This is a genomic window from Brenneria tiliae (assembly GCF_023347575.1).
Taxonomy (GTDB): Bacteria; Pseudomonadota; Gammaproteobacteria; order Enterobacterales; family Enterobacteriaceae; genus Brenneria; species Brenneria corticis.
Genome location: NZ_JAKPCB010000103.1, coordinates 78,122 through 94,369, shown reverse-complemented (window position 1 = coordinate 94,369; position 16,248 = coordinate 78,122). Strand labels below are relative to the sequence as shown.

Here is a 16,248-nt window from a genome sequence, read left to right as displayed (position 1 = left end):
AAAAATGATTACTATCAAAGCAGAAGCACGTAAAGATCAGGGTAAGGGTGCGAGCCGCCGCCTGCGTCATGCCGGTAAATTCCCGGCCATCGTTTATGGTGGTTCCGAAGCGCCGGTTGCTATCGAACTGGATCACGACAGCGTTAAAAACCAGGAACTGAAAGACGGTTTCTACGGTGAAGTGGTGATCCTGTCTATCGACGGTAAAGAAACCAAAGTCAAGGTTCAGGCTGTACAACGTCACCCGTTCAAGCCCAAACTGACTCATATCGACTTTATCCGCGCTTAATCGCGCCGAAGTCTGTCCGGGACGCCGGAAGAAGAAAAAACGCCGCGCAAGCGGCGTTTTTTTGTGGCGTGCCATCCCTGGCCGCCCCCCTTACGGGCCGTCGCTGGCAACATTAGCCATAGGCGTTAAGGGTACGCTGGCACAGCGCCGAACGCACGCAGTCCTGCTTGCCGAAAGAGACCACGCCAATCATCTCGTCCTCGGCAAAACGCTCCAGCGCATCGCGCAGCCCGGATTTCACTCCCGCGGGCAAATCACACTGCGTAACATCGCCATTGACGATTACCGTCACATTTTCCCCCAAACGCGTCAGAAACATCTTCATTTGGTTAATCGTCACGTTCTGGGCTTCGTCGAGAATAACCACCGCGTTTTCGAACGTCCGCCCGCGCATATAGGCAAAAGGCGCGATTTCCACCTTGGCTATTTCCGGTCGTAAACAATACTGCATAAACGACGCGCCCAACCGCCGCAGCAGCACGTCATAAACCGGACGGAAATAAGGCGCAAACTTCTCGGCAATATCTCCGGGCAAAAAGCCCAAATCCTCGTCGGCCTGTAACACCGGTCTGGTGACAATAATGCGATCAACCTCTTTATGAATAAGCGCTTCCGCCGCCTTGGCCGCGCTCAGAAACGTTTTGCCACACCCCGCCTCACCGGTGGCAAAGATTAACTGTTTATTCTCTATTGCAGACAAGTAATGCTCCTGGGCGGCGGTTCTGGCTTCAATGACGGAGGCGTCGCGACTCTCGCGCGCCATGCCTATCGATTCAATCCCGCCCATTTGAACCAGAGAAGTGACCGATTCTTCCTCACGTTGACGATGACTACGCGACTCGCGCCGAATAACGCGTTTCGCTTCACGACGTGCTTTGATCACTGCTTTTTGTCTTCCCATAGTGGCACCTTACAGTTTGTTTCACTTACCGCACTGCCCGGCAGCGCGTGACGTTTCACTCACAAGCGAGGTTTGGCTTCCTTATTAAGCCGATGGAGAACAGAACGAATAACGCCCGCGCCCGGAAGAAGAGGAAACCGGTCGGACGGGATAATTGACGAGGAGTAAACAGACAGGCAAAAAATGGAGTTAACGACAAATGACACAGTGCAGAAAATTGGTGGGGGAGAAATCCCTCGCATCGGCGAGTCGGCAGACCTGAGTAACTGTTTCGACTATTTAGTCCCCAACAGGACATTACCATTCGCGTTCCTCACTGTGACAACGACTATTCCACTGAATAATGATTGACCGTATTAAGAACCACCGTTAACCATCAGTCTGAAAATTAGAGCCGAATGATTGCAGTAGTATGACAGTGCAATAGTTTGCCTCTATTTTGCAAGCTTTTTTACACTGCCATAATAGTTACCTATAGTCAGGATACGGCGATCTGGCAACATGGCGCAGGAGAAAAAGGGATTACGCGCAGTATCAGTAGTATTTCTGCCAGTCCAGATACTGATCGTATTTTCGCAGCGCGCTGCGGTAGCTAGCATGATCAATATCGGGAAGATAATCGTGAATATGTTTCTGTATGTTTCCAGAAGCAAAGTTTTCCTTTGGAAAATGCTTAGCCACCAGTTGCTCATCCAATCGACGCAGCCTAATGGCATATTCACGCATCGTGCTATGCTTGACTTCCGTCTGTTTAATCAGGTACTGGGTGAATGCCTTAATATTAAAATAGTTAGCATAGGTATGGCACAATATTTCACTACAGAACCGACAGAGGGGAATTAGCTCCTGTTGCAGACTTGACCATATTTTATCATCGATTAACCGGTCGATATCGCCAATCGTTTTTTTATTGATAAGCTGGTTACGAAACATCAACGAGACACGGTCAAGTGCTTTATTGCAATGAGAACAATGGGTCTGCTTATGTTTGAAATCTTTCAGATAACGGCTAAGCAGCTGTTTCTTCCGGGTTGGCTGAGGCATGAATCCATTCCATGACAATAACTGAAAACACTATTCCTACGCAGCCAAATTAAACGTCATTCATTAATTTTACGCGCAGGCGCTTTATCGCCTGGCTATGCAACTGACTGACTCGCGACTCCCCTACTTCCAGAACGGCGCCAATTTCTTTTAAATTCAGCTCTTCCTGATAGTAAAGCGTTAGCACCAGCTTTTCGCGTTCCGGCAGGTTTTCTATCGCCTCCATTACCCGATGGCGTAAATTACCTTCCATCAGCTGATGTAACGGATTGGCATCCTCGTTGCCTTCCAACAACGCCTCCGCGCTGTCGCCATGCTCTTCACGCCATTCATCGTAAGAAAAAAGCTGGCTATTGTTGGTATCCAGCAAAATCTGACGATAATCTTCCAGCGTAATATCCAAAGCATGCGCAACTTCCTGCTCCGTTGGCGCACGACCCAGCTGCTGTTCAGCCCGTTGCATTGCTTGTGCCACTTCCCGCGCATTACGCCGCACGCTGCGTGGAGCCCAGTCGCGACTGCGTAACTCATCCAGCATTGAGCCTCGAATCCGCTGAACCGCATAAGTGGTAAATGCGGTGCCCTGCAGTGAATCGAAACGCTCAACCGCGCTAAGCAGGCCGATGCCGCCGGCCTGGAGTAAATCATCCAACTCAACGCTCGCGGGGAGACGAACCTGTAGACGCAAGGCTTCATGACGCACCAGGGGAACATAACGTTTCCAGAGGGCGCTTTTATCCATTGTTCCTTCGGCGGTATACAGATCGCTCACAGTGACAAATACCTACGATAATAGTGTTATCGACACTATTATGCTTTTGCGTAGGGGAGCCAATCGCTTGAATAGCGCCAGAAAAGGCGCCCTATTTGCAATATGCCCGACTATCACGCCGTGTCCGGGCGGGTTCCCTGCCTGGATCGGCGCTAAATAATTCGAGTTACAGGACAATACGTTGTCGTTTTGAACAACGCAAAGCGTTGGCTTTTTACGGGCAAGGCCCATTTATGATGCCTCGTAACGCGGCAATTGGGTTGGAAAAGAATTTGACCAGCCAGCGGCAGGTCTCCGAGGAGAGACAAGGTGTCTCTCATTAAATCCCGATCAGCTTACTCAGATAAATGATTCGGATGACTGACAAATCCAGATTTGAACTCTGCTTGCATCTGCCCCACCGGGCTGAACCCCTGGGAGAGACCGAGTAATGTAGCCAACGCATCTGCAACATGAAGTATGACGGGTAAAAAGTTTTATCCTCTGACAATGTCACGCCTGTGTTTTTCTCAACTCATCAAAAAAGATTAACATTTTCAACTCATTAGGTTTAATCTCTGTGATCTGCAAAATCTGTTTTTCATCCATTCCAATTTTTAACAGTTCAAGCGTAATTTCCAGCACCCGCTCTTTCGCTTTCGCATCAGCTATTTCCTCTAATAATTTTTTTAGCAGTTGTATTAGTTCTTCCCTCTCCATCTGCGCGAGGCTCGACTCATTTATGGACCTGCTCACACGTCCATGCATAAGATCCGCCAGATATGCCGCTACACCCATCATTTTTCTCCTGGTATATATCAGAAACCGGTAAATATAATTCGTTACACGCTTAATTAATAAGATTATCAACTCGTTTATTGAAGACTTTTAATTCATATTTACAGCTTGCATTTCTTCATCATAAATAATAATGATGGCAATCACATTTTACGTAAAATTACCTAAAATAAATTCTCAAACCGATGATGGAATTAGATGAATAACTAAGAGTAAATGTGTTCCGCAAGAAATTTATACTATGTACTTATTCATGAATTTAATATTTATACCCCGTTATCTCAAAATCTGTTGAATGAACTCACGCCGGAATTTCCTCCGACTGATGGATAGAAAGAAAATCCTGCGCGATATCGATATTACTGAGGAACTGTTTAAAGATCGCATCATGCGATTGCACGGCACCGCATCCCTGTGATGGTGGTTGCCGTCAGCTTAGCGGTTCGGCAAAATCAGGGAAGCAGTATGATAAAAAGTGTGGAGGCGCTACGCAGAAATTACTTGATCCTACCCACGAATGGTGGACACGCTGTTAAGCGAGTAAAATCGTTAACAAGGTGAACCATGACGCAAGCAAAATCTGTGAAGAAGACATCCCGTAATCAATATACCCCGGAGTTTCGCCAGCAGGCGCTGGTGCTGGCTGATCGCATCGGCGTGGCCAAAGCCGCCCGGGAGCTCGGCCTGTACGACTCTCAACTCTACGCCTGGCGCAGTAAACAACGTCAGCACGGCTCCACCTCTGAGCGTGAGCAGCAACTGGCTACGGAAAATGCCCGCCTTAAACGTCAACTCGCCGAGCGGGATGAGGAGTTGGCTATCCTCCAAAAGGCGGCCACCTACTTCGCCAAACGCCTGAAGTGAAGTACGGTTTTATACAACAGCATCAGGCGGCGTTCTCAGTGAAAAGTTTGGCCAGGGTACTGCGTGTCTCTCGTAGCGGCTGGTATGCCTGGCTGAAGCGCCGGCAATCCCCCTCGCCGCGGCAGATGCGCCGCCAGCAGTGTGATGAGCGGGTGGCGCAAGCTTTTATACAGGCCAAACAGCGCTATGGCGCGCCCCGCCTGACGCAGGCGTTGCGTGAAGCCGGCCATGGCTGGAACCGTAAAACGGTGGCGGCCAGTCTGCGACGTCAGGGATTACGGGCCAGAGCGGCGCGCAAGTTCAAAGCCACGACAAACAGCCGGCATAACCTGCCGGTGGCGCCGAACCTGTTGCAACAGGACTTCAGTGCCACGGGACCGGACCAGAAGTACGTTGGGGATATCACCTACCTGTGGACAGAGGAAGGCTGGCTGTACCTGGCGGTGGTTATCGACCTGTATTCGCGTCGGGTGGTGGGTTGGTCGATGTCGGAACGAATGACGGCGGAGCTGGCGTGCAATACGCTGAAAATGGCGCTGTGGCGGCGAAAGATGCCGCGCGGCGTGATAGTTCACTCTGACAGAGGGAGCCAGTATTGTTCCCATGATTATCAGTGTGTTATCAAAGACAATGGACTGATATGCAGTATGAGCGCGAAGGGCTGTTGCTACGATAACGCTTGTGCGGAAAGCTTCTTCCACAGCCTGAAAGTGGAGCTAATCCACGGTGAGAGGTTCAACACACGGGAGGAAATGAAATCGGCGGTATTCGAGTATATCGAGATAGACTACAATCGGCACCGACGGCATAGTGCCAACGGCGGGCTAAGCCCGGTGCAATTTGAGGAAAGAAACCTCGCTTAAGGCAGTGTCCACCGTTGCTGGGCAAGATCATAATCTCATTCCTAATCGATACAACATTGGTCACAGGAGTCTGTTTGAGATCCTTGTCTATTACACTGGTCATCAGGTCAGTGACTATCACATACTGTTTTCCCTGTAGAATAATCACAGGATGTAATCCTCTGATTGGCGATATATTTTTAATATCTGTCATGGGGATGACCACACGACTGGTTAACGCATTGAAAAGACCGTTTTGAATGTCAATATAATAAGGGTAAAAGTCTTTCCCCTTGCCGTGATTACGGTAAACATCAAACTGTGCCATCAAAGCACTCCGTGACCGTCAGAAAATAATCCGGCAGCTGCTAAAAATGTATTATGAGACTCAAAAGCCTCTTTATTTTCAGCAATAAATTTTTGGCGACGATGCTGACGCAATCTTTCTTTAAGCGACTCCTCAAGCAGAGAGGAAAGGTTGATCCCACAGGCTTTAGCTTCAGACAGAAGCGCTGCATTCACGGTAACATTTGCTCTCTTTTTAGCCGTTGAACTATTGATACCACTCATACACACTCCCGATACGTATCATCAATGCGATCGTTTATGACACAGCAAATGTGTCTTTTCAAGGGATCAGATGAAAGCTCAGGCAAACAGACTAGTTCTGTTATGGTAATACCCAACACAACAGACGGATTTCGATTGCAAGGCACCGCGCTCCTGTGGGGATTGATTCCCCGCCAACTTACCAGTTCGGCAATCTTAGGGAAGCGGTACGATAAAAAGTGTGGAGGCGCTACGCAAAAAATTATTCGTCACCCGTTTACCCTTTGCCTCTCTTCAAACCCAATCATTTGTGTGAAAGCATGATTCATGATTTAAAAATGAAAACCACCCAAGTGGATTTACGTAGCGTATCGACCATCGGCATAGCGCGCATTATCAATGCCAGAAGCACTTGAGAAATTTGTCGAATAATTCTGATGAAAAAGCAATTACTATCAGACTAAAAAAGCCACCTAAGCGGCCTTTTCTCCTAGAAGCAATCAATTATGTCGCTTCGGACGGGGGAACGGAAACCTTTCGACCTGCGGCTTCTCCTTTAGGGGCTTTGGGAAAGCCGTCCAGCGCGGGGGCTGCTGCAACAAACACCTCAAGAAGTTCCTGGCTGGTCATCTTCACAGGCTTACTATTAGCTATATCGGAAGGCGACAGAACGCGACGGCGACCAGCGGAATGGGCGGAACTAACGCCTGCAGGAGTTACCGCTGCTGTTATTTTACGTTTGGTAGCCATGTTGTACGCACCTCCACATTGCTTCGTTGGCTTCATTGTCGCTCAAAATGTGTCCATTATCAAACATCACTCAGCCCCCGGTTGTAACTCTTGATACCCGTTGAGTATGTCCTCTACCGAACGATACAAAAGCGTTCCTTCATCGTTAGCGTAATCGTATCCGCAGACATCCACATAGTAATCGCGAACCTGATCGTTCACTGGATTCTCGATATAAACACCGGTTCCCTCCGCCTTGAGCATAAAGAAAAGTATTGCTATCTGACTTAACTCCATCATCCTGCCAGAAAGCGCTCCGTCATCCAGGTCAAAATTTTGTATCATTTCGACCGTCATTATTCCGTTGTGGATGCTAAAAGAGCAGACGCAACCACCTTCAGGTCGGTCAGGTACAACGCCATCCTGGAGTTTGAAACAGAAGCTATAACTGTCTTCTCGATGTAAACCATCTTTAATACTTAACCAAGCTAGATGGTTTTCAGACATCATTGACCTTGAATTACACCACCGCACATCACTCTCTGTCATACGATGTATTGATAATGGGCTATTGGTACGATGGAAAAACAGGTTAGTGCTTTCTATCGCTTGATTTCCAATATCTTCTAGTTCATCGATTCTTGGCACAACTTCCACCGTCCATAGTATGATGTCATCTATCCAGTCTTTATAGCGGTTGCGTACTCGTGTAACAGACAGATGACCCCGATACGAGTCGAGATCGGTACAGATTACCGGGAACAAATTGTATAGTCGTGTAGCGCAGCAGCCGAAACGCCATCAGCCTTTCCGGCGAACTCTGGTGCTCAATAACGCAATAAATATAACCTTTCCCCTGCGTGGTACAGCAGGAATAAAGCATATCCGACACCCGCGAGCGCAGCTCCTCGTCCACAAACGAAGCGGACTCTCGTTGCAGGGTAGTGAAATCACAGTGTTGCCGGATTTCCGACGGCAGATGGATAGAAAGGAAATCGCGCGCGATTTCGGTATCGCCGAAAAACTGCTTAAAGATCGCATCGTGCGATGGCATGGCGCAGCGTCCCTGTGATGGTGATTGCCCGTTACCATAACGGATCGGCAATATCAGGGAAGCGCAATGGTGAAAAGTGTGGAGAAGCTTCGCAGAAAATAAACCAATCACCGTTATGACAAAAGATGTTCTCCGCCAATAAGCGGGATAAGGCGCAATAACACCTCATCATAGAGACCATCCTCAGCCGTAGTGATTAATTTTGCTTTGCACTGACGCCAGTCAAGCGTCTGCACCAGGGTTGTCGCTACCACGCAAGGCTGTTCGAGATTTGTTACTGGAACCTCTGTGGGGGCACCACGTACGCTGGTGCTGACAGGGCAGCAAATTATCAGTCCTGTCAGCCGGTTATATGTTTCATGAGATAAAATCAGAGCCGGGCGATACTTACCGATTTCTTTCCCTTTTGTAGGCTCAAAATCGAGCCAACAAATATCACCTCGTTTAGGGATAAACATCAGTAGGTCACCTCCCCATCAGACGGGGCTGCCAATTCATCCGCATGAGCGCTATATGCCGACAGCCAGGCGAGTAAATCCGCCTCGCGGAGCTGACGTTTCATCGCCTTCTGAATAATGAGCCCTTTCTCGCTAATCTCGATGTCAACGGTGTCGCCGACCTCAAAATTGGGGATAGTTTTGAGATTACCGGACAAGCGCAAGGCAATGCTATTTCCCCATTTTTGTAATACGGCCTGAGTACGCATGCTTCCTCCTATTTCATAGAGTATCTACGATGAGTATACAGAAAGCAATATAAGTATCAACATTGTAGATACGCTCGGGGTAAATAAGGAAATATCAGGTGATATCGATACCACTGAGAAATTGTTTGAAGATCGCATCGTGAGGCCGTATGCCGCCGCATCCCTGTGGTGGTGGTCGCCCGTTACCATCGCGGATCGTGAAAGCCATCCAACCAGTTCAGGCTATTTCGTTAGAGTTACAGGATAACGGATAAAAATACGTATGGCCGGAGGGAAAATAAGAATCGGAAAGTCAGCCGAAAAAATATCACCGCATATGTACGTTACCTCACCAAGAAAGTGTCGGGTAAAGCACTCCTTCCCGCATTATTCTACACTTGGTAATATAACTCATCAGGCATGCTCATCCTTTCCCTTTTCTTTTATCTCAAGCGCAGCGTCTATCAATGAAATTGCATATTTTGCCACTCGAGCTCTGGCATTTAATATTAAATACATCATCATTATAGATGAGAAAATAAGATTGCATATAATAAAAAAGCAATCATCACTCCATAACTTACGAATATCAGAAAGAAAAAGCTTAATAGATAAAAAAAACGTCTGGAATAGAGGTAAAAAACAAACTTCTACATTCGAACCAGAGCAAAAATAGAGAAACAATTAATAACCCTATCATGATCATTACCACCAATAGGATTAATTTAAGAAAATACGAATCCCAATGATTGGTTACAAATGGTCGAGTGTATTTAAAACCTTCTTTCATCTCCCCATTCACAGCATCTCCTTTATGGAGAGAAACCCAGCATCGGTTTCCCCCATATTTACTCTATCAATCCGGTAGCCACGCCTTACGCCATAACGCCAGATTGTCGCCTGTCAGCATCCAGTCGCGTTTCACCGCGGTCTGCAACGCATCCCCCATTTGCGCGCTGGCATCCAGATCGGCCAGATGCATACGAATCGCGTCCATCCAGTCTTTATAACGGTTGCGTACCCGCGTAACCGGCAGATCGCCTTGATACGGGTCGAGGTCGGTACAGATGACCGGGAAACCGCAGGCGCCGTATTCCAGCAGGCGCAGATTACTTTTGCAGCGGTTAAACAGGTTATCTTCCAGCGGCGCCAGCGCCAGGTCGAGGTTCAGCGACGCCAGCCTGGCCGGATAGAGATCGATTTCTACGCCGCGATGGAATTCATGCACATAGGGGCGCAGTTTTTCCGGGCACATGCCGAAGAATACCCACTCTACTTCATCGGCCAGATCGCGCACGATATCGGTAATTAGTTCCAGATCACCAGTATGACTTAGCCCCCCACCCCAACCAACACGCGGCTTGTTACTCTGCCGTCGTAATCCCTGCTTATCGTTCCACCACAGAACAGGAAGCCTATTTTCCACCACTCGAATATCCGGGTGCAAACCAGAAAATGCTTCAGCCAGCGGCTGAGTTGATACTACAAAACGATCTACAAAACTCAAGCTCTTACGTAATCGTTTAATAATGTCTTTAGGCTGGTCATTTTGCTGGCGATGAATATTTTTTAAAGGCAGATTAGGTGAATAATCATCTAATTCAAAAATTTTAAAGCTATGATTCAATTGATTAGACCGCTCAGCCCATAAATGGAAACTAGGTTGTAACTGGCGCTGAAAAATCATCACATCTGGCGCATAGCGCGCCAGTTGCGGTATTGCCAGTAAATTGTCGGCTAGTGTACCGTCGATCAAATTAGCCTCTTTCAGCGCGACCAAGGGCTGCCGTACTCTATAATGACCACATCCCCAATAGTCAGCCGCATGAGCCATCACAACTGGCAGTGGCCGCCAGGAGAGTGGGCGCCAGCTTAAGGCTCCATGTGGATCCGGATAAAAACCTGGCTTACATAATGATAGATGAGGGCTATAGGCAGGATCATTGGCTATCTCAGGTAACCAGCGTTTGAACATGTGGTGCTGTTCATTCATAATGAGTGGTTGTTTCTTCTTATAAATTGTCTTATCAACGGTTTTTTGGCTGAGGCTCCCCTCATGAATTAATTGCGCAAAAGGAGTCCAGACAATCAGGTATCCTCGTCTTCGTACTTTAAGACACAGATCCACATCATTAAATAATACCTTAAGCACCAGCTCATCCAGCCCTTCCATCTCAAAATAGACCGACTTGCGGATCATTAAACAAGCCGCCGTGACCGCACTATAGTTTTGATCCACCATCAGGCGTTGCATATAGCCAGCACTGTTACCCGGCATACCAATAAACGAGGAGTCGGCCACGTCAGTCATCCCCAACACTACACCACCATGTTGAATACGCCCGTCAGGATAAAATAACTTGGCGCCAACAATGCCCACCTCCGGTCGCAAGGCATGGTTAAGCATATTATCCAACCAGTCAGCCTGAATCACCGCTGTGTCGTTATTCAGCAACAGTAGATATTCTCCCTGAGCTTCCTTAGCGGCCAGGTTATTCATGGCAGAATAGTTAAATGGGTGAGGATAACGCAGTACCCTGATACGTTTGGGATCAACCTGCGCCACACTGTTAAGCCAAGACTGCGCTTCAGGTGTTTCGCTATTGTTATCAACAAGCAGCAGCTCATAGTTTTTGTAGCTGGTCTTTTCCATCAGGCTGGCCACACAGGCCACCAACCTTGGCAATTGATCTTTGGTTGGGATAATAATGGAAACCAATGGCTGTTGCTGATGGCCATATTGCAGGCGATAATGCCCCGGCAAATGTGTCGTAACTTTTCCATTAGGATAACCACGGCGCTGTAGATGGCGTTCCAGCACCCGAACTTCATCCGGTTGAGTACTTACTTTCTGCGCTGGGGAGATAATTAAATACTCATCCAAGTGGCCGATCGCCCCCACTCCCAACTGTTCAATCAATCGAACGATCAATTCAAATTCCAGAGCACCAGCAAAGGTTTTATCAAATCCATTTAGCGCCAACAAAGCCTGACGGTTAAAAAACCAGTGTTTATCCATTACTGATGGCAAGCTAAGCAGATAATCCAGATTAAAATCGGGTCGGCAACAAAGCATTGGAGCACCATCATCACCGAGCATGATTTCATCGCTATAAACAGCATGACATTCCCCCGCAGCCAACAGTTCCTGGCTGGCCATCAGCAAGCCACTCACAGTAAACCGCTCTCCAGCAGTAACCAACATCAACCAGTCGAACGGCAATTCGCGTAGAACCTGATTCAACACATCAACAAAGTCATCATGGGTGATATGATAAAACTGAACATTATCCTCCACAACCTCTCTCATCTTCGCCACAGAAAAAACTATCGAGCGACAGAGAACCCGTTGATAATTCAGATCCGTATATAAACTGGCCAATGTTTGCTGGACGCTGACTTCATTACCTTGTAAATCCAGAATAAAAATAGCGATATCACGACCTATGCGATTCTGATTCAGATAATCCTGAATCAGCGACAATTCACTAGTACTGGGTACCCGCTCATCCAACAGTTGCGGAATGGATTTATTTTCTACCTGGATACTCCTGGACGATTTTTGTTCAATGGCGCGTTGCATAAATTTTTTCGATTCTGGAATATATAAAAACTTTCTGCTTTTATCCGGCAATTGTGTCAATAGTTGATGCAACTGGCGACTCAGACTCCAGCGTTGTTCAAAAATTAGTTGGTTCTCTCTGATATAACTGACAGCCGACGTATAGCCACCTATAATTTCATCTACAATATCTTCAGCGCTTAACTTGCGGTTATTGCTACGTCCGGAAAAATTATAGTGTGCCGCCTCGATAAGGTTTTCAGCATTAAGATAACCCTCACCACCAAAATGATCATAAAGGTAGGGCACTACTCCAGTCGAAAAGCAATACTGCACAGTTTTCCCTATAGTGATCACCACATCGTAGTCAGACAATAGCTCCGGTGTGATACGAACGGAGTTCCCACTTCGCAATCCAACCAGAGCGCAACCAATTCCTAACTGCATAAATTTTTCTCTGGCTACCAATAACTCTTCAGGGGGATGATTAGAAACAATCAGTATATTTTTTATATTACCAGAGATATCTTTGCCATTTTTTTCACGTTTAAATTTGTCAGGAGCTGGATTATCAAATAAAGTTATTTTTTCTGCCGCAATCCCCTGTTTACATAATACTGTTTTGCACTCCTGCGATACAGCAAGAACGATATCGGCAAGGCGATTCTCCGCTTCGCTGTCGACCGGCATCTCCAGAGCAACAAAGGACGACATATGGTTAAAGATCACTCTTGTCTTAAGAGCTGAGGTAGTTAACCTTCTCAGTAAAGGGGCATTAAACGTCGAATGTTGTATCCATAGAAGGTCATAGTCATGCTGAAATTCATCCTCCCAATCAGCAGAAATGAATAACCGGTCATTTTGCAATAATAGTGCGAATTCATTTTTAATATCACCTGCTAAATAGTGGGTATAAACATCCACTTGCCAACCATAGTCTAGAAATTGCTCTACAAGTTCCAGAGTAACGATCTCGCTTCCGCCGAAATAAACCAGATGATTGGTGCTGATTAATACCCTTGGCATTGCAGGTTCCTTACTCATTGTAATAATGTCTGATTATTCTGACGCACTAGATCAGCTGCTCTAATTTGGCATTTAACCCATAAAAGCGGTACTTTTTTACTGATAAATAAACCCTGCCGGAGCAGGGTTCTGATTTTCATAACGAGAAATACTGATTATTAACCTTGCAGCAGCGTCAGAGCGATCTGCGGTACGGCATTGGCCTGCGACAGCACGGAAGCACCGGCCTGCTGCAAAATCTGCGCCTTACTCATATTTGATACTTCAGTCGCATAGTCGGCATCCTGAATACGGGACTGTGCGTCACTCAAATTGGTCGTAGTTGAAGTCAGGTTGTTGATAGTGGATTCCAGACGATTCTGGATAGAACCTAAGCTGGAACGCTGGGAGTCAACTTCAGAAATTGCGGCATCAATCTCTGCCAAAGTAGTACCACTGGCGAAGTCAGCAGTAGTAACATCAAGAGTTGCGACGCCAGAACCCAGATTTGCAGAAGAAGCACTGTTCAGCGTGAAGCTGATGGTCTGACCATCTTCAGTACCAATTTGCAGGGAAATGGTCGTGTTATCGGTATTCAGAAGATCTTTGCCGTTATAAGAGGTCTGCTCAGCAATACGATCGATTTCAGCCAGACGAGCGGTGATTTCTTCCTGGATAGAAGCCAGATCGCTGGTAGAGTTGGTGCCGTTAGCCGCTTGAACGACCAAGGTACGGATAGACTGTAAGTTATCGTTGATTTCATCCAGTGCGCCTTCCGCAGTCTGCGCCAGGGAGATACCGTCGTTGGCATTGGTTGCGGCCTGATTCAAACCGTTGATGCTGGATTGCAGACGGTTGGCGATCGCTTGACCAGCAGCGTTATCTTTAGCGCTGTTGATTTGCAAACCGGAAGATAAGCGTTCGATAGCCTGACCCAGTTTGGACTGGGAAGAGTTCAGGTTGTTCTGCGCAGTCAGAGAAATACTATTAGTTAATACTGAAATTGCCATAAGTAGGTTCCTTTTATCCACCCAGCGAAAACCGGATGCTCAAAATTAAAGGTTCAGGCCGAATTGCCTACGGTGTCAACCACCGTCACTGACAGGTATCGGCTCCCCTTATCCAACCTTTAGCCATTCTTTTAAAAATTTTTCTGCTGCCACATCCCCACATTCTCTTTCTATTATTTATGAAACCATCTCCTTTATGTCAGTATGCTGTCAGATGACAAATTGAAACAGGTATAGGCAAAAAACCATAAACTTTTATCGCACCACGCCGATAACAGGAAAATGCACCACTTTAAGCTCGATTAATTAAAGGATATCGATTATGGCATCAGTTACCTCCTCGCTGGGAGTCGGCTCTGGATTGGATCTCACTTCTATCCTCGAAAAACTGCAGGCTGTTGAAGATCAGAAAGTAACCGTTATAGAAAATAAACAAACGGCTTATACCAACAAAACCACAGCCTATAATACGCTAAGCAGTGCGCTGGAAACGTTATCCTCTGCAGCAGACGCGCTGACAGACAGCTCGCTTTACAACAGTAAAGCCACCACGACCAACACAGCGTTTTCTACCTCTGCCACCTCAGATGCGGTAACCGGCAGTTACAGTATCAATGTCTCCCAACTGGCCACAGCCCAGTCGTTGGTCAGCGGTACACAAAGTGATAAAACCAGCGCACTCAGCAGTTCAGACAGCACGCTGACCATCAGCGTGGGCGGTACCACCACCGAAATCAGCCTGACAGCCGATCAAACCAGCCTTAATGGATTAGTCAGTGCCATCAACAGCGCCGGGGCAGGCGTTACCGCCAGCGTGATCCAATCCGGCGACAGCAGCTATCAGTTGGTGCTCACCTCTGACGATACTGGTGAAGCTTCCACCATGACCATCAGCAGCACTGACGATACGTTGAATAGCATTATCGGTTATGACAGCACTACTGCTTCCGGCGCCATGAGCGAAGCGGTGGCGGCACAAGATGCCGAGCTGACGGTAAACGGTATATCCGTTACCCGCAGCAGTAATACCATTACCGATGTGCCCTCCGAAGGAGTCACTCTGACGCTGACTGCAGTGTCCACCTCAACGGAAACACTTACCGTCAGCGCAAATACAGACGAACTCACCACGGCAATTCAAACCTGGGTGGATACCTATAACAGCCTGTTAAGCACCTTTACTACGTTGACGGCTTATAACGAAGAGTACGCCACTGACGACGATAGCAGCACCAATAATGGCGCCCTGATAGGCGATTCGCTTCTGCGTGGGGTGAAAAACAAGCTGAAATCTCTGCTCAGCGCGGGGCAGGATAACAATACCTATCAGGTTCTTAGCCAGTTGGGGATCTCCGTAAGCAACAGTGATGGTACGATATCTATCGATTCAAGCGCTTTAAGCTCAGCGCTGAGTGAAAATGCGGATGACGTTAAGGCGTTTTTTGTTGGCGATGGTTCTACCAGCGGACTGGCCACACTGATGGTATCCACTATCGAAACTTACACCGCGGATGATGGCCTTATCGATAATGCCCTTGACGGCATTACCGAGATCCAGCAGAAACTTACAGCCAAAAAAACAGCGACTGAAGCGCGCATTGAAGCCATAATGGCGCGTTATACCGCGCAGTTCACCGCTTTGGACGTGTTGATTTCCGAACTGGATTCCACCAGTACCTATCTGACCAATGTCTTTGAACAACTGAGCAGCAGTGACTGATTATGACAACGATGATTTATGGAACGCAGGCCTATGCGCAAGTGGGACTACAAAGCAGCGTAATGAGCGCCAGTCCCCACAAACTGATTACCATGCTTTTTGAGGGTGCGATCAGTTCCCTTGTTCGGGCGGGAATACATATACAGCAGAAAGAAACGTCCGCTAAAGGAAAAGCAATCACCAAAGCGGTTAATATTATCAGCAATGGACTATTGGCCAGCCTGGACCGCGAAAAAGGAGGTGAGATAAGTGATAATCTGGCCGCATTGTATGACTATATGATACGTAGATTGCTGCATGCGAATCGGTATAACGATGAACAAGCAATACAAGAAGTTCTTGGCTTATTGCGCGGTATTGCCGATTCATGGAAACAAATATCGCCAGATACTGCCAATACTGACCAGACTGTATAATGATTCAGGCCGTTTGTGACTATCTGACC

At 47.3% G+C, this 16,248-nt stretch carries 15 protein-coding genes and 3 pseudogenes; 4 read left to right on the top strand and 14 right to left on the bottom strand.

What is annotated here, in order from left to right:
* The first annotated feature begins 4 nt into the window (after window positions 1-4).
* On the top strand, window positions 5-289 hold the full coding sequence (rplY, locus tag MFP24_RS21290; RefSeq protein ID WP_249232640.1) for a 50S ribosomal protein L25: 285 nt from the start codon (window positions 5-7) through the stop codon (window positions 287-289).
* Between the two features lie 112 nt (window positions 290-401).
* Here the strand turns inward: rplY and phoH are convergent, their stop codons facing one another.
* The 5 genes and pseudogenes from phoH to MFP24_RS21265 all read right to left on the bottom strand — a co-directional run.
* Entirely contained in the window at window positions 402-1,190 is a 789-nt protein-coding gene (gene phoH, locus MFP24_RS21285; protein WP_249232641.1) for a phosphate starvation-inducible protein PhoH, read from the bottom strand.
* A gap of 534 nt (window positions 1,191-1,724) precedes the next feature.
* Window positions 1,725-2,234 carry a flagella biosynthesis regulatory protein FliZ gene (fliZ, locus tag MFP24_RS21280; protein ID WP_249232642.1) on the bottom strand — a complete coding sequence of 170 codons (510 nt, stop codon included), beginning with the start codon at window positions 2,232-2,234 and terminating at the stop codon, window positions 1,725-1,727.
* Between the two features lie 49 nt (window positions 2,235-2,283).
* A complete protein-coding gene (locus MFP24_RS21275; RefSeq protein ID WP_009113307.1) occupies window positions 2,284-3,006 on the bottom strand; it encodes an RNA polymerase sigma factor FliA in 723 nt (240 codons plus the stop codon).
* 492 nt (window positions 3,007-3,498) lie between these two features.
* A complete protein-coding gene (locus MFP24_RS21270; RefSeq protein ID WP_249232643.1) occupies window positions 3,499-3,786 on the bottom strand; it encodes a hypothetical protein in 288 nt (95 codons plus the stop codon).
* Window positions 3,787-4,093: 307 nt separating this feature from the next.
* A pseudogene (locus tag MFP24_RS21265) lies at window positions 4,094-4,183 on the bottom strand (Rpn family recombination-promoting nuclease/putative transposase); the annotation flags it as partial.
* A 164-nt stretch (window positions 4,184-4,347) separates the two neighbouring features.
* Here MFP24_RS21265 and MFP24_RS21260 point away from each other — a divergent pair.
* Window positions 4,348-5,510, top strand: a protein-coding gene (locus tag MFP24_RS21260; protein WP_249232645.1) for an IS3 family transposase whose coding sequence is annotated in 2 segments (ribosomal slippage) — window positions 4,348-4,606 and window positions 4,606-5,510 — 1,164 coding nt in all. Because the reading frame shifts where the segments join, the coding sequence is not laid out codon by codon here.
* A 40-nt stretch (window positions 5,511-5,550) separates the two neighbouring features.
* Here MFP24_RS21260 and MFP24_RS24295 read toward each other — a convergent pair.
* The 9 genes and pseudogenes from MFP24_RS24295 to MFP24_RS21220 form a co-directional block, all read right to left on the bottom strand.
* Window positions 5,551-5,817, bottom strand: a pseudogene (locus tag MFP24_RS24295) (CcdB family protein); the annotation flags it as partial.
* Window positions 5,817-6,059 carry a type II toxin-antitoxin system CcdA family antitoxin gene (locus tag MFP24_RS21255; RefSeq protein ID WP_249232646.1) on the bottom strand — a complete coding sequence of 81 codons (243 nt, stop codon included), beginning with the start codon at window positions 6,057-6,059 and terminating at the stop codon, window positions 5,817-5,819. The pseudogene MFP24_RS24295 and the gene MFP24_RS21255, both read right to left, overlap by 1 nt.
* 483 nt (window positions 6,060-6,542) lie before the next feature.
* Window positions 6,543-6,788 carry a hypothetical protein gene (locus MFP24_RS21250; protein ID WP_249232647.1) on the bottom strand — a complete coding sequence of 82 codons (246 nt, stop codon included), beginning with the start codon at window positions 6,786-6,788 and terminating at the stop codon, window positions 6,543-6,545.
* Window positions 6,789-6,854: 66 nt separating this feature from the next.
* Window positions 6,855-7,415: a hypothetical protein gene (locus tag MFP24_RS21245; RefSeq protein ID WP_249232648.1), complete on the bottom strand. Its 561-nt coding sequence runs from the start codon at window positions 7,413-7,415 to the stop codon at window positions 6,855-6,857.
* 127 nt (window positions 7,416-7,542) lie between these two features.
* Window positions 7,543-7,821: pseudogene (locus MFP24_RS21240) on the bottom strand (Rpn family recombination-promoting nuclease/putative transposase); the annotation flags it as partial.
* Window positions 7,822-7,934: 113 nt separating this feature from the next.
* Complete coding sequence (locus MFP24_RS21235) at window positions 7,935-8,279, bottom strand: type II toxin-antitoxin system PemK/MazF family toxin (RefSeq protein WP_249232649.1); 345 nt, start codon at window positions 8,277-8,279, stop codon at window positions 7,935-7,937.
* Window positions 8,279-8,527 (bottom strand): AbrB/MazE/SpoVT family DNA-binding domain-containing protein, encoded by a 249-nt coding sequence (locus MFP24_RS21230; protein ID WP_249232650.1) that lies wholly within the window; start codon window positions 8,525-8,527, stop codon window positions 8,279-8,281. Before MFP24_RS21230 ends, MFP24_RS21235 begins: the two co-directional genes overlap by 1 nt.
* An 835-nt stretch (window positions 8,528-9,362) precedes the next feature.
* Window positions 9,363-13,094 carry a glycosyltransferase gene (locus tag MFP24_RS21225; RefSeq protein ID WP_249232651.1) on the bottom strand — a complete coding sequence of 1,244 codons (3,732 nt, stop codon included), beginning with the start codon at window positions 13,092-13,094 and terminating at the stop codon, window positions 9,363-9,365.
* Between the two features lie 158 nt (window positions 13,095-13,252).
* Window positions 13,253-14,083: a flagellin N-terminal helical domain-containing protein gene (locus MFP24_RS21220; protein WP_249232652.1), complete on the bottom strand. Its 831-nt coding sequence runs from the start codon at window positions 14,081-14,083 to the stop codon at window positions 13,253-13,255.
* Between the two features lie 322 nt (window positions 14,084-14,405).
* Between MFP24_RS21220 and fliD the strand changes: the two genes are divergently transcribed.
* Together fliD and fliS are read left to right on the top strand one after the other, a co-directional pair.
* The gene (gene fliD / locus MFP24_RS21215; RefSeq protein ID WP_249232653.1) at window positions 14,406-15,803 is read left to right on the top strand and encodes a flagellar filament capping protein FliD; all 1,398 of its coding nucleotides are present in this window, start codon (window positions 14,406-14,408) and stop codon (window positions 15,801-15,803) included.
* 2 nt (window positions 15,804-15,805) lie between these two features.
* The gene (gene fliS, locus MFP24_RS21210) at window positions 15,806-16,219 is read left to right on the top strand and encodes a flagellar export chaperone FliS (RefSeq protein ID WP_249232654.1); all 414 of its coding nucleotides are present in this window, start codon (window positions 15,806-15,808) and stop codon (window positions 16,217-16,219) included.
* The last annotated feature ends 29 nt before the right edge of the window (window positions 16,220-16,248 follow it).

What these genes read in the sequence shown, in the direction of transcription:
- MFP24_RS21220 (WP_249232652.1), bottom strand. Translation starts at nt 14,083, where the DNA reads ATGGCAATTTCAGTATTAACTAATAGTATTTCTCTGACTGCGCAGAAC.
- fliD (WP_249232653.1), top strand. Translation starts at nt 14,406, where the DNA reads ATGGCATCAGTTACCTCCTCGCTGGGAGTCGGCTCTGGATTGGATCTC.
- phoH (WP_249232641.1), bottom strand. Translation starts at nt 1,190, where the DNA reads ATGGGAAGACAAAAAGCAGTGATCAAAGCACGTCGTGAAGCGAAACGC.
- rplY (WP_249232640.1), top strand. Translation starts at nt 5, where the DNA reads ATGATTACTATCAAAGCAGAAGCACGTAAAGATCAGGGTAAGGGTGCG.
- MFP24_RS21235 (WP_249232649.1), bottom strand. Translation starts at nt 8,279, where the DNA reads ATGTTTATCCCTAAACGAGGTGATATTTGTTGGCTCGATTTTGAGCCT.
- MFP24_RS21250 (WP_249232647.1), bottom strand. Translation starts at nt 6,788, where the DNA reads ATGGCTACCAAACGTAAAATAACAGCAGCGGTAACTCCTGCAGGCGTT.
- MFP24_RS21255 (WP_249232646.1), bottom strand. Translation starts at nt 6,059, where the DNA reads ATGAGTGGTATCAATAGTTCAACGGCTAAAAAGAGAGCAAATGTTACC.
- MFP24_RS21225 (WP_249232651.1), bottom strand. Translation starts at nt 13,094, where the DNA reads ATGCCAAGGGTATTAATCAGCACCAATCATCTGGTTTATTTCGGCGGA.
- fliS (WP_249232654.1), top strand. Translation starts at nt 15,806, where the DNA reads ATGACAACGATGATTTATGGAACGCAGGCCTATGCGCAAGTGGGACTA.
- fliZ (WP_249232642.1), bottom strand. Translation starts at nt 2,234, where the DNA reads ATGCCTCAGCCAACCCGGAAGAAACAGCTGCTTAGCCGTTATCTGAAA.
- MFP24_RS21270 (WP_249232643.1), bottom strand. Translation starts at nt 3,786, where the DNA reads ATGATGGGTGTAGCGGCATATCTGGCGGATCTTATGCATGGACGTGTG.
- MFP24_RS21230 (WP_249232650.1), bottom strand. Translation starts at nt 8,527, where the DNA reads ATGCGTACTCAGGCCGTATTACAAAAATGGGGAAATAGCATTGCCTTG.